Origin of the sequence: Thermosyntropha sp. (assembly GCF_017656155.1) — a bacterium.
Classification (GTDB): Bacteria; Bacillota; Syntrophomonadia; order Syntrophomonadales; family Syntrophomonadaceae; genus Thermosyntropha.
This window is the reverse complement of record NZ_JACDOH010000002.1, coordinates 103,358-116,198: the sequence shown is the minus strand read 5'-3', so window position 1 is coordinate 116,198 and position 12,841 is coordinate 103,358. Positions and strand designations below refer to the sequence as shown.

General features: G+C 37.0%; 12 protein-coding genes. 1 reads left to right on the top strand and 11 read right to left on the bottom strand.

Annotation, left to right across the window (positions count from 1 at the left end):
• Positions 1 to 194: 194 nt before the first annotated feature.
• The gene (locus H0Z36_RS02445) at positions 195 to 1,589 is read left to right on the top strand and encodes a 4Fe-4S binding protein (RefSeq protein ID WP_296863575.1); all 1,395 of its coding nucleotides are present in this window, start codon (positions 195 to 197) and stop codon (positions 1,587 to 1,589) included.
• A 116-nt stretch (positions 1,590 to 1,705) separates the two neighbouring features.
• Here the strand turns inward: H0Z36_RS02445 and H0Z36_RS02440 are convergent, their stop codons facing one another.
• The 11 genes from H0Z36_RS02440 to H0Z36_RS10630 all read right to left on the bottom strand — a co-directional run bounded on the left by H0Z36_RS02440 (position 1,706) and on the right by H0Z36_RS10630 (position 12,823).
• On the bottom strand, positions 1,706 to 3,004 hold the full coding sequence (locus H0Z36_RS02440; RefSeq protein ID WP_296863573.1) for a D-alanyl-D-alanine carboxypeptidase family protein: 1,299 nt from the start codon (positions 3,002 to 3,004) through the stop codon (positions 1,706 to 1,708).
• Positions 3,005 to 3,151: 147 nt separating this feature from the next.
• Positions 3,152 to 4,105 (bottom strand): cation diffusion facilitator family transporter, encoded by a 954-nt coding sequence (locus H0Z36_RS02435; protein WP_296863571.1) that lies wholly within the window; start codon positions 4,103 to 4,105, stop codon positions 3,152 to 3,154.
• 201 nt (positions 4,106 to 4,306) lie between these two features.
• Positions 4,307 to 4,510: a DUF1540 domain-containing protein gene (locus H0Z36_RS02430; RefSeq protein WP_296863569.1), complete on the bottom strand. Its 204-nt coding sequence runs from the start codon at positions 4,508 to 4,510 to the stop codon at positions 4,307 to 4,309.
• A 90-nt stretch (positions 4,511 to 4,600) separates the two neighbouring features.
• On the bottom strand, positions 4,601 to 5,383 hold the full coding sequence (locus tag H0Z36_RS02425) for a crotonase/enoyl-CoA hydratase family protein (protein WP_296863567.1): 783 nt from the start codon (positions 5,381 to 5,383) through the stop codon (positions 4,601 to 4,603).
• 124 nt (positions 5,384 to 5,507) lie between these two features.
• On the bottom strand, positions 5,508 to 7,493 hold the full coding sequence (locus tag H0Z36_RS02420; protein ID WP_296863565.1) for a methyl-accepting chemotaxis protein: 1,986 nt from the start codon (positions 7,491 to 7,493) through the stop codon (positions 5,508 to 5,510).
• Positions 7,494 to 7,579: 86 nt separating this feature from the next.
• Positions 7,580 to 7,762 carry a hypothetical protein gene (locus tag H0Z36_RS02415; RefSeq protein ID WP_296863563.1) on the bottom strand — a complete coding sequence of 61 codons (183 nt, stop codon included), beginning with the start codon at positions 7,760 to 7,762 and terminating at the stop codon, positions 7,580 to 7,582.
• A gap of 6 nt (positions 7,763 to 7,768) precedes the next feature.
• Positions 7,769 to 8,578: an XdhC/CoxI family protein gene (locus H0Z36_RS02410; protein ID WP_296863854.1), complete on the bottom strand. Its 810-nt coding sequence runs from the start codon at positions 8,576 to 8,578 to the stop codon at positions 7,769 to 7,771.
• A gap of 26 nt (positions 8,579 to 8,604) precedes the next feature.
• Positions 8,605 to 9,414, bottom strand: a complete 810-nt coding sequence (yqeB, locus tag H0Z36_RS02405; RefSeq protein ID WP_366508841.1) for a selenium-dependent molybdenum cofactor biosynthesis protein YqeB — start codon at positions 9,412 to 9,414, stop codon at positions 8,605 to 8,607.
• Between the two features lie 19 nt (positions 9,415 to 9,433).
• Entirely contained in the window at positions 9,434 to 10,846 is a 1,413-nt protein-coding gene (gene yqeC, locus H0Z36_RS02400; protein ID WP_296863561.1) for a selenium cofactor biosynthesis protein YqeC, read from the bottom strand.
• Positions 10,779 to 11,804, bottom strand: a complete 1,026-nt coding sequence (locus H0Z36_RS02395) for a molybdopterin-binding protein (RefSeq protein ID WP_296863560.1) — start codon at positions 11,802 to 11,804, stop codon at positions 10,779 to 10,781. The genes yqeC and H0Z36_RS02395 overlap by 68 nt, the downstream gene beginning before the upstream one ends.
• 26 nt (positions 11,805 to 11,830) lie before the next feature.
• On the bottom strand, positions 11,831 to 12,823 hold the full coding sequence (locus tag H0Z36_RS10630) for a molybdopterin cofactor-binding domain-containing protein (protein ID WP_366508840.1): 993 nt from the start codon (positions 12,821 to 12,823) through the stop codon (positions 11,831 to 11,833).
• Between the last annotated feature and the right edge of the window lie 18 nt (positions 12,824 to 12,841).

The following is a 12,841-nucleotide window of genomic DNA, read 5'->3' as shown; positions in this document are numbered from 1 at the left end:
GCATGAATTGGCGAATCGGCACTATGTTTATATGCCGATTTTTTTTATTTATCTTGACTTTTAAAATAATATTCATATAATTATTATACATATAGGGGGTATATGTATAATAATTTAAAGGAGGTAGTGGACAATTGGAGTTTTATAACATCAAAACTAACCGCATATTTACTCCACTTAGAAGGTATGCATGGTTGTTTATTTTATTAGTTGCAGTAGGGGGGCTGTGGATTCCTAAATTCGGATTGTTAATGATACCTATAATGTTTTCACTTATGATTTTAGGAATGTTAAAAGGAAAATACTGGTGCGGTAATATATGTCCTCATGGCAGTTTATTTGATGGAATTATTATGCCGGTAAGCCGAAATATTAAATTACCAGCCTTTCTTAGGAGCAAAATAACCTTAGTTCTTATGTTTACCTGGTTTATGTATATGCTAGGGAGCAGATTAGCTAAAGTAATATCAATTTGGGGAACTACACCTTTTATTGATAAATTAGGATATATTTTTGTGGTTAATTACCTTGTAGTTACTATATTAGGTACTATCTTGGCAATTCTAGTTTCTCCTCGGGCATGGTGCAGAATATGTCCGATGGGAACAATGCAAATTCTTTTTTATAAACTGGGCAAATTACTAAAGTTAAATACTAAATTTGATGAAAAAGTTACAATAGCTGATAAAGATATGTGTCACATATGCGGAAAATGCGCTAGGGTTTGTCCTATGCAGTTAACTCCTTATTTAGAATTTGATTCTAATAATCAATTTTCACACGAACACTGCATACGCTGTCAAACTTGTGTAAAAAATTGTCCAGCAGGCATTTTATCAATAAATACTGAGAAAGAAATCCATACTATTCAAAAAATTTATGAGAATGATATAAAAACTAAACCTGAGAAAATAATCGCTATAGTCGACGAAATCATAGAACTTAATAATGATACCAGAGAATATGTATTGAAATTAATAAAGCCTGCCTCAATTAATTTTAAAGCAGGACAATTCGTATTACTAAAGATACAAGATAATCCTGTTATGTACAGAGCTTATTCAATATCTAAATATAAAGAAGGGAAGCTTAGTATAACGATTAAAAAAGTCCCCAATGGGTATGGTACCAATATAATATTCAATAATATCAAAATAGGGGATCAAGTTACCCTTAAAGGGCCTATGGGGGACACAATGGTTATCAAAAACCCCTCTGCAGAGAAATTGCTCTTCGTTGCCGGGGGAATAGGTATAACGCCATTCCTGCCAATGACAGAAGAGGCCTTAAATAACAACGCCGGGGAAATCAAGCTCATACATGGAGTAAATTATATTGACGAGCTGATTTATAATCAGCATTTTACAAAATTAATGAAAGAAAACCGCAATTTCGAATATATTCCTGTTGTAGCTATTGATGAAAAATGGTCAGGCAAAAGAGGCTTAGTAACAGATGTAATGAAAGAGTTAGATTTAACTCAATATAAGATATATATGTGCGGCTCACCAGCGATGATTAAAGCCTGTCTGGATTTATTAATAGAAGCAGGAGTTGAAGAAGAAAATATCTATTATGAAACTGCATAAATCATAAATAATAAAAAACCGGGTTTAAGCCTATTTGCGGATTTTTAGATCCGGTTTTTTATTATTTATTTAACTTCCTATAATGAACATTATGTAAACTAATTTAAACCAAGTTCTTAAATTATTCTTTTTTTCTCTTTCATCTGTTCAATTTTTCTTTTTAAAAGCCACCGCAGGAATTGCTTTAAATATCCTTCTAAACTGATGTTTTTCTTTCTTTTATAATAAATTAATAAAACCAATATGCCTGAAAAATATATCCACCAGTTATCAAAAATTCTTTTTGCAACCATAACAAAAGCAGGAACCCTCTGAAGGCTTACAGTTTCACCAGCTACCATGTCAACAGATGCTAATGGTTCTTCGTCTTTTAAATACAGCTTGCATTCACCTATTTTTTCCCCTTTTTTCACTGGAGCAGAGATTTTATCCGGGACCGTGATTTGATAAGTAATATAAGGTATTTCATCTGAGGTAGCCGCTACTTTTAAATCCTCATTTAAATTTATTTTTACTGTTTCAGTTTCTCCACCATTTACTTTTACTTCTGCAAAAACCTGTTTTTTAGAAGCAATATTAAACATTTTATAATTTTTAAATCCATAATTCAGCATCCGCGTTAGGTCATCATAAACCGCTGGAGAATTCATCGAAACAGCAATTAAAACCATGTCTCCCTTTTGAGCTGCCCCCACCACACAGTTGCCGGCCTTCCTGGTATATCCGGTTTTTATTCCGATTGTTCCTTCATACCGGTAAAGTAATCTATTTATATTGTACAAAGCCCTGTCCTCATCATGTCCTTCCCAGGGAATAGTCTTATATTTGGTTCTTACAATCTCGGCAAAAACTTTATTTTGCAAGGCCTTGCGACTGAGCAGGGCCAGATCATAAGCTGAACTGTAGTGTCCGTTGGCATCTAAACCGTGTGGATTGACATAATGGGTATCTTTAAGCCCCAACTCCCCTGCCCTTTTATTCATCAGTTTTACAAAGTCTTTTTCACTTCCTGCTACACTTTCGGCCAAAGCCACAGATGCATCATTAGCTGATTTCAACATTACTGCATAAAGCAGCTCTCTTCTGGTCAATACTTCACCTGGTTCTAGATATATTGAACACTCAGGAATACTTGCAGCATATTTGCTTACCTTGACTTTTTCATCTAAATCACCATTTTCTACCGTTAAAAATGCAGTCATTATTTTAGTTAAACTTGCCATAGGAAGCCTTTCATGGGCATTTTTTTCATATAGCACACGACCTGAGGCTGCATCCATCAGGACTGCAGACTTTCCGCTAATTTCAGGAGTATTTAAATATGCTTTAACAGGTTTAATAAAAATAATTAGAGGAAAAGAGGATATAAGTAATATTAGAAAAAAGCTAAAAATTGATTTTCTGTTGAAGTTCATGTTCATTTCTCCTGTTAGTTTTTATAATAATGCTCCGACACAAGTCTAATTATATTGACTTTTGCATCTTTAGAAAAGTAAAGTAATTATTTTTTTAAATAAAAAACCCCTGAGGCTAAAAAGCCTTCGGGGCATCTGGAATAGTGTTTAGTCTCTATTTTCACTGAATTTATCGACATGCACCGTTGTTTTGGCATACATATTTTTATTTATCAAATCTTCCACCTTGTGAGCAACATCATGAGCCATTTCCATGGATAGATTATTTTCTACTTCAATATGCAGTGAAATTGCTTTGGTTGCTCCGTAATTATGGACATCAATATCATGAGCAGCTACAACTCCTTTTACTGAACATGCCAGATCAGAAACTTTTAATAAATCATCTGCATTACTCTCACCAATTATTTTAGAAGAAGAATCCATGAATATTTCAATTCCTGTCCATATAATCAAAACCGAAACAGCTAAACCCAAAATTGCATCAACTTTGTAATATCCGTATTTTGAAGCTAAGATAGCCACTGCTACCAATACAGAAGCAACTGCATCCGTTCGGTGATGCCAGGCATCAGCAATTAAAGCCGAAGAATTTATCCTTTTACCCAGATCGATAGAAATACTCGACATCAACTCTTTTAATAAGCCTGCTATAAGCATAAAAAGTGCTATGGTATAACTGCCTTCTACAACTGTTCCAGCTTTAAACCTCCCAAAGGATTCTATCCCAAATTTAATACCTACCCCTATAAGCATCAAAGATATAATTAAAGTAGCAATAAATTCGATCCTACCATGTCCATGCGGGTGCTTTTCATCTGCAGGTAATGAAGAAAGTTTAAAACCTAATAAAACTACTAAAGAAGTTAAAACATCTGAAGCGGTATGTACTGCATCAGCAAGAAGGGCTATACTGTTTAAAAGAAGACCGAATCCAAATTTTAATACTGCTAAAATAATGTTACCTATAATACTTATCCAGGCCTCTAAATAAGCTAGGACTTTTCTCTTTTCAGGATCTTCTATTTTTGAAAAATCACAAGTAAAATTTAATAGTTTTTTTAATAAAAAATTATTAAATTTTACAGCCAGCCAATTCATTTTTGTTTTCTCCCCCCGTTCACCTATAAAAATTAAAAAATTACCGCAGAACCTTAATATGTATTGCAGTCCCACGGTAATCCCGCTGCCCAAATTCAGGGCCCGGCTTGTAAAGCCTGACCATTTGGTGTTAAATATTTTATTAAAATTCAGGATAATATATAAACTGTATATTTGTCAAGAATTATATAAACCAACATTTTACAGTGAATTATAGATGTCTACCATATCCCCGGTTTTTTCTTTGTTATCATCGTTTCTAGGCTTAAAAGTCTTGCACATAGTTCCAGTTGCACTTTTTACACGTAAATCTCCTGAGGAATGGATTTCAATTGCATCGGCACTGCAATTATGTTCATTATTATAAAAACATTCTTCACACAGGCATTTTATAACTCTAGACATATAATTTTCCTCCTTCGGCAATAATAAAATTATTCACATTTATTATTGCCGAAGTATAATTATTATATGCTCATACCATTAAAATGTGTATTATCTGCCTTTAAAAACTGCCTCTCTTCTTTCAATAAATGCCTTAATACCTTCCTGAGCATCTTCACTTTTCATTATAGGACCTATATCCGGAAACAATCTTTCTAAAGCTGCTTTGTTTCCATATACCTGTGCAATACGTGCCGAGCGCAAGACTGCCTGCACCCCCAGCGGTGCCTGTTTAGATATGCGATGAGCTATTTCCAAAGCACGGTCAAACTGTTTTCCAACTTCAGTTACTTCCTGCACCAATCCTAATCGGTATGCTTCATCTGCAGTTATTTCATCCCCGGTAAGCAGATAGCGCATAGCATTAGCCCAGCCGATTTCCTGGAATAATCGGACTGTTGCTCCTCCTACCGGATAAATCCCTCTTTTTACTTCAATTTGAGCTAAACGGGTATTGGAGGCTGCTATGCGCACATCAGTATTAAGCAGCATTTCAAACCCTATCGTATAACATATCCCCTGGACCGCCATTACCAGGGGCTTGCTCAATCTTTTGTCTTCATCAAGACCGAAAGGATCAATTAAATCATCATCTAGATCAGGCATTTTGCCTTCACTGAATATTGGAGCCCACTGAACCAAGTCTAACCCTGCAGTAAAATGCTCCCCATGGGCAAAAATGAGACCACAGCGCAGCTCAGGATCTCGGTGTAATTTGCCATAAGCAGCTGCTAGCTCCAGATACATCTCAACATCTAAAGCATTCCTTTTTTCCGGGCGGTTCATGCCTATAAGCAGAACATGTCCATCCCTCTCCACCGTAACTTTCGACATATAACATCCCCCCTGATACTTTCATTTATTTATGTTTATAACATAAATGATTTAAGGTCAAGCAAAAAATTAAGGGATAAAACATTTCATTATAGATGTTTTATCCCTCTATTACATTAGTTTATTAATGTTTAAATTTTTCTATTTGCCTAATAAGTTTTTCGGCAACCTTAGACAGTCCTTCGCTGGTTGAACTCATTCCCTGACTGTTTTCTGCCAAGTGTCTTATCGCAGATGCCATTTCATCTATCTGATAAGCAATCTCACTTATTGAATTCATAGCGCTGTCCATCGCTCCGTTCATCTGTTGGGTAGCTGCACTCTGCTGTTCTGCCCCGGCACTTAAATTTTCTACCATAGCCGCAATACCGCTGATATCCTGCAGGATTTTGAGTAGGCTTTCCTTGACAATTTCCGACTGATCGCTGGCCTGATCTATTATTCTAACCGTTTCTATAGTTGCAGCATTGGCGTCTTCAGCTCCAGCCTTAATATCTTCTAAAATACCGGCAATTTTATCTGTCGCCTGTTTGCTTTCCTCCGCCAATTTACGGATTTCATCAGCCACCACCGCAAAGCCGCGTCCGGCTTCTCCTGCCCTGGCAGCTTCAATTGCAGCATTCAATGCTAAAAGGTTAGTTTGTTCAGCTACTGAATTTATAAGCTCTAATATTTCACTTATATTTCGGGCACTGCTGGCCAAATCAGCCACTTTGTTTTCAGTAAAGCTTGCCTTATGGCTGGTTTGAGCAATAACTTCTACTATTTTTTCTACTGCTTCACGGCTCTGCCCGGCTTCAAGAGTTACCGCCTCTGCTCTTTCTGCGAGTTCCTGAGCAGATGCTGAAACTTGTTCCGCATTAGCTGCCAGATTTTCAATTCCTTCAGTTATCTGCTGTATAGAGCCTGAAGCATTTTGAACATTAGTATTTACCTCATCAGCCTGAGCTGTCAACTCTTCTACCATAGCACTGGTTTCCTCAGCCATGCTCATAACCTGTTCCGACTCATTTTCAACTTCTGTTGCCGACGAGCTTATACTATCCACAATCATTTTTAAATCAGAAATAGTATTATTAAGGCTTCTGGCCATAAGCCCTATTTCATCATCTGTATCCCAGGAAGCAGAAACAGTTAAATCGCCCTGGCCGAGTTTTTCTACCGCTTCTTTTATTATATTAAGCGGTCGGACAAAGTAGTTTCTTCCTACCATAATGCCTATAAAAAGGCTGAAAACAACCGCCAGGAGAGAAATAATTATAAGCAGTCTTTGCAATTTATTAGCAGATTGATAAGCAATCTCTTCCGGGGTCGCATTGGTTAAAATCCATCCATTTGTTAAAACTGCATAGGTTGCTACCCATCTTTTGCCTTGATCTTCAAAGGTAAAAATTCCTTCTGTTTTGTTATCCTTTTGCATTTTTTTAAACCATGGTTCATCTGCTACACTCTGATTTATTTTTTTATTATCGCTATGTAATAGAATTTTTCCTTCTTTGTTCAAAAGGGAAGTATAGAAGTTTTGGTTATTTTGTTCAAAAACCTGGTTTTTTAAGGCATCTACTGAAATATCTACTGCAACTGCTCCTGTATAACCTTCTGTGTCCTGAACTGTTTTGGCTAAGGTTAAAATCATTTTGCCTGTATTCGCGTCATGATAGGGCTCGGTTAATACCACTTCACCCGGTTTTTCCATAGCCAGCTTATACCAAGTTTGCTCTCGAGGATCAAAGTTTTCTTCAAGCATCTTAGGTACTGAATAAAAACGGCCGTCTTTAAGTCCTATATGGACACTTTCACACTCTTCATAGTTATTCTTAACATTTTCAAAGACTTTCATCATCCATACATCTTCATCAAATTTATTCTGATAACATCCTACTACATTACCATCGCTAGAAAGAAAATCCACCAATTCTATATAACCATCCAAATAATTCCAAAATATTTTACCCTGATTAGATGTTTTGCTCTGTAAAAGCGTTTCGGTCTGGTTTTGACTTATCTTTTTAGTTTGCAAAACTGAGACAGAACTTAAAATCAATAATGGAATAACTGAAGCTATAATAAGTAAAACAATTATTTTTACAAAAATATTTTGATTTTGCAAAATATCATCCTCCTTCTCCTCCAAAATAAACAAATGAAACAAGAGCAGCAGGAAAGCAACTAAACTTAAATAATTAAATTAAATAATTAAAAGTATTTATCTTTTAAAGCTTGAAATATAATATTTTCCAACTCCTGTCTTTTTACCCTTTTTGTTTCTACTACATTTTCACAAGGACGGTAGTGTATAACTGCTTCTTCAGCATTTTGATCATGCTCCAAATCAATAGCCTGTTCTGCTGTGCTGCAAAATATATGTTTTTTTGCCAATTTATTTCACCTCCTTATTATAATACTTTTTAAATGTTCCAATTTCCCCTTGTTTTTAATCAAAAGGATTTCTGCCATTATGCTTAAAGCAATCTCAGCCGGCGTATCTCCACCTAAATTAAGCCCAACCGGGGCATATACTTTTTGCCATACATCTTCGCTGACTTTCTCTGAAGAAATTATTTTTTCTTTAGTCAAAGCTACCTTTTTCCTGCTGCCTATCATTCCAATATAGCCAGCTTTAGTATTTATAACTGCTTTTAAAGCCTCTTCATCACTGGCATGTCCGCGGGTAACAATCACAATATAGCAGTTTTCATCTATTGGGTAGTTTTCCAGATTAGCTCTGATGTCACCCACTTTTATCTCGTCCGCTTCCGGAAATCTGTCTTTATTTCCAAACTCAGGGCGATCTTCAAAAATAACGGTGTGAAAATCGAGAAACTTGCCCAGTTTATAAAGTTCATAGGCAACATGTCCTCCTCCGGCTATCAAAAGCTTAGGCTTGGGAATAAAAATGCGGATAAATACTTCTGCCTTACCACCACATATCATATTAAGGCTTTCTTCAGCCTCTTTATTGGTAAATTCAAATGTAAAACTCCCATTTTTCCCCTCTTTAAGACAGGTTTTAGCTTTTTCTATTACAGATGCTTCCAAGCTTCCTCCCCCTACGGTGCCGGTAATTAAACCATCAGGGGTAACTGTCATCATAGCACCTTCAGGGGCAGGACTTGACCCCCAAACCTTTGTTACAACAGCTAATGCTATTTTGTGACCATTCTCAATATGTTCAGTAATTGTTTCTAAAATCATCTTTTCCACATTATCACCCTCTGATTTTAATTAAGTCTATGACGTAAATATAGAATAGCCTCAAGTACGCTTCCCCCGATTGCCCGAGCCTTCTCTGAAATAGTCCAACAATATTCTTTAACTCCCCGTGGGTCAATATCTCCTATTTTTAAACCTTTCGTTACGTACATTCCGTCTGTTATAAGTCCGCGTAAAACTCCATCAATTGTGGCTTTCACCGCTTCTTTACCTACATAACTTATTATTTGCCCTTTTTTGATCTCCGCTCCTATATCCAGTAAATTATGTATATTGCCATCAGCCGGAGAACGCAAAACCCTTTCCTCAGTATATCCCATTACTTCACCGGGAATTCCTGTGTCTTTTTCCGCACACCCGCTGAATATTAATTTTCCAAGATAATGCCCTCTTTTAGTTTCAATTACTGCATCTACATCAACTCCGGCATTGAAACCTGGACCGACACCTATAGTTATAGGTGCCATTTCTCTATGGGTTCCCATATTTTTTTTGGCAATAATAGCATCAACTAAAATTCCTGGTTTGACAGAAGTCAACACTTTAGCTTCCGGATCAATCAATACCGGAATATATCCCGCTTTAAAAGCTTCATATATTTCTTCAATTGTCTCCACCTTTACAGCTTTAACTCCTTCCACCACTGCCTCGTTTTCTAAAACAGCTGTGGCAAAGGCCACTTTTCTTCTTATAACCAGCGGCTTTTCCACTTCCAGCATCAGTACTTTAAAACCTGCTCTATGGAGCCTGTGAGCTATGCCTGATGCTAAATCTCCTGCTCCTCTTATCACTACTGTTTTATTAGGTATAACTAACAATGGTTTCATCTCCTACCTGTTAAAAATTCAAATCATGTCTGAACCAAAAGTTCAGCTGCTCAGGGGTATCTATATCTATTCCCCGAAAGCTTTCCGGTATATTTACTTTTTTTACCTCCTGAGGATTATTCCTTATAATACTTCTTGCCCCTTCATCACCGGTGATTTTCAGAAGCTCGTTTCTAAAACCGGAAGTAAAAACAGTTGGAGTTCCCATTATACCATCATATAAAGGAACAAGTATCGGATAAGTAGTATTTTTAAAAATACAAAGCAATTTATTTATAAGTTGTGCGTTTATAAAAGGCTGATCTCCTGCTAAAAACATATAGCCATCAGCGAATTTTTCAGCCATTTCAACTCCTAATTTTACTGCTGCACTTTGTCCGTCCGCGGCATGTTGGTTGTAAACAGTTTTTATGCCATATTTCTTTCCTATTTTCTCAACTTTCGGTTCACGATATACTAAAATAATTTCATTTAGATCAGATTCCGATGCTGCCTTAATTACTTTTTCAACTAAAGGCATACCATCACTCAATTTTAAAAGCAGCTTATCCTGTCCCATGCGTCTAGAAAATCCTGAAGCCATAATAATTCCGGCTATATTTCTCCGATACGGGGGAAAGAAAAAAACATTATCTTTTAGACTGCCGATAATAAAACTATCGAGCTTAAATTTATTTTCTAAAAGCATATAGATAAGTTCAAAAGCAGCTTCTTTGGTTTTTTCATCTTCTACCTGATTTAAAAAAAGATGTTTTTCTGATGAACCTGGAGCATTTTTTAAAAGTCCTTCTTCATCTACTATCAACTTGTAAATTTTTGGAACATCAATTAAATCAGAAAGCTTGCTTTTAGTCAGCTTGGCAAATAATTCAGAACGGAAAGCGACATTTTCAATAGTTTGCCCTAAACAGCTTAAACCAATCATCCCGACAGTTTTGGTTGTACAGACGGGAATGACTGGTTCATGAATTGCAGGGGTTTTTATAGATTTTTGCTTTGCCCCATCTGCTTCAACTAATATACAATCAAACAAACCGGCAGCAAAAATCTGTTCAATAAAATCAGCTTCTACCCCTGAGATTTTATTCTGGGGTCCAACTTCCTGTCCTAAGACAGTTACGCTTCCCGGTTCGGCAGAAAAAATCCCCGTTGATTTATTACCTGTAATGATAATTTGATCAAAATCTTCTTTACGGGGAAAAAATATTTTAGTGGTAGGAGCAACAAGAACCTTTTTATTCTGAGTTTTAAATTCATGAGCTAATTTAAAAATAGAGGAGGTTTTCCCTCCTCCACCCACAAAACTTATTACTTCAGCTTCAGATGCGGATAAATTAAGTCTTTCAGCCAGCATTTTATCCCTGCTTTCCAAAAGGACATACCGGATAACGACAAACCTTGCAGCCAAGACATAATCCGCCATGGGCAAGCCTGGTTAAGTCACGGCGTTCAAGTTTTTCTCCTGAAAGAATGCGTGGCAAAACGAGGTCAAGGACTGTTACCTTATAAAACATTCCACAGGCAGGCACTCCTAAAATCGGAACATCTCCTTTATAAGCCAGCATAAACATAGCCCCTGGCAAAACAGGCGAACCATAGGTTATAACCTCATCAGCCATCTCCCGTATTGCAGCAGGAGTAACATCATCAGCATCTACTGACATACCGCCGGAAGTCATAACCAGTTCTGCACCTTTATCAATAAGTTTCAATATTTCCTGCTTGATTAAAGCCTTATCATCAGGTGCATAGCTTATTCCTGCCAATTCACAGCCATAATTCTTTACTTTATCGGCTAAAACCGGGCCAAATCTGTCCGTAATCCTTCCTTCATAAACCTCAGTCCCGGTAACTACTATACCTACCTTAATACATTCCATTTCTTCCACCCATATAACTGGACAGTCAGCTTGACAGTAACTTTCCACCTGTTCAATCTTTTCTTTTTCAATAACTAAAGGTATTATACGCGTTCCGGCTACTATCTGCCCTTCTTTTACCGGCGTATTATTATGCAGAGTAGCTAAAATTATCATTTCTAATTCATTTATCTTGTAAAGCAATGGCAGGTTTATTTTTAAAAGCCCTTTTTTTGTGGCAATAAAATTAACCTTCCCTTCAGCTGGTTCAGATAAATGAAGATTTTTGCCTGCTGCCGCCCGAGCTATCCTTATGGCCGCATCATTTTCATGCAAAATGTCCGGGGTCATTTCGAGTATATAAATGTGGTTTTTCCCCATGCTTTTCAAAAGCTCAACATCTTCCTCTTGGATTATATATCCTTTTTTAAAGGCGGCCCCTTTAAATTCACCAGGCACTATACGGGTTAAATCGTGGGCCAGGATCATCCCCACCGCATTTTCAATCTTAACCTTTTTCACGCCAGTTCTCCTTTACTATTAAATCCTTAAGCTTCCTTTTGTTCTTTTTCTCTTATGGCCTTAAGAAGTTTAGCCGGGGTAACCGGTATTTCTGTCATCCGGACTCCTACTGCATCATATATAGCATTTAAAATAGCAGGGCCAACAGAAATCATTACTGGTTCTCCAATTCCTTTAGCTCCATAAGGTGCTGTATTTTCTGGATCTTCTACTATAATATTTTGTATTTCCGGCATATCCATCGATGTAGGAATAATATAGCTGGAAAGCTTGTTGTTCCATATCTTGCCGTTTTCTAAGCCCAAATCTTCATAAATAACATATCCCATGGCCATGGCAAATCCGCCGTCCATCTGCCCTTCTATAAGTGTAGGATTGACTGCTCTGCCTACATCCTGGGCATGAGCTCCGCGAATGACTTCTACTTTGCCTGTTTCAGTATCAACTTCCACTTCAACTGCACAGGCACTGAAAGTATATGGCCAGTATGGAGCCCCCTGTCCGGTTTCTGGGTCTATCTGAACAGTCTGCGCAGTAAAAACTGCAAACTTGCGCAGAGGTTCTTCCTGCATAGCAGCTATCTGAGAAAAAGTTATACATTTATCAGGATAGATTTCAAGAAAAATTTTTCCATCTTTCATTTTTAATCCTATATCACTGTTAAGCTCTAATTCTTTGACTGCTATTTTAATAAGCTCATTTCTTAATTCTTCAGCTGCCATTTTTATGGCATTACCTGTGTTATAGGTTTGACGGGTAGCAGCTGCTGTTCCTGCATCAGGTGTAATACTGGTATCTTCATTGATAAAAATTATATCATCTACACTGAGCCCTAAAACTTCAGCCGGAATCTGGCTTAAAGCTGTTTTAGCTCCCTGTCCTACTTCGGTTGCCCCGGTATATATAGCTACCTTACCATCAGGCTGAAGTTCAGCATAAGCTCTGGAAACATCAGGAAATCCATTTCCATATCCAGTTCCATAGAAAATACATGCAATTCCTTTTCCTCTTTTTTTCACTACTGTAGCCTCCTTCCA